This window comes from Pseudomonas sp. S30 (genome assembly GCF_016518545.1).
Lineage (GTDB): Bacteria > Pseudomonadota > Gammaproteobacteria > Pseudomonadales > Pseudomonadaceae > Aquipseudomonas.
Window position 1 is genome coordinate 1 of sequence record NZ_JACVTO010000068.1, and the last position, 216, is coordinate 216.

Annotated in this window: 1 tRNA gene; it reads left to right on the top strand. The window is 53.2% G+C overall.

Annotated elements, in window-relative coordinates:
• Nucleotides 1–138 precede the first annotated feature (138 nt).
• Nucleotides 139–215: transfer RNA gene (locus IAE34_RS24240), tRNA-Arg, on the top strand.
• Nucleotide 216 lies beyond the last annotated feature (1 nt).

Genomic DNA, 216 nt, shown 5'->3' on the forward strand with positions numbered 1-216 from the left:
CTCGGCTACGAACCGAGCGGTCGGAGGTTCGAATCCTCCTGAGTCCGCCACTTTCTGAAGTGGTTTTACTTGCCGAGAAATTGTCGGGTACAGCCTTTTCAAAAACCAGTGGTAACCTGGTCTAAAATTACCAACCACGGACTCATAGCTCAGCTGGATAGAGTACTCGGCTACGAACCGAGCGGTCGGAGGTTCGAATCCTCCTGAGTCCGCCAC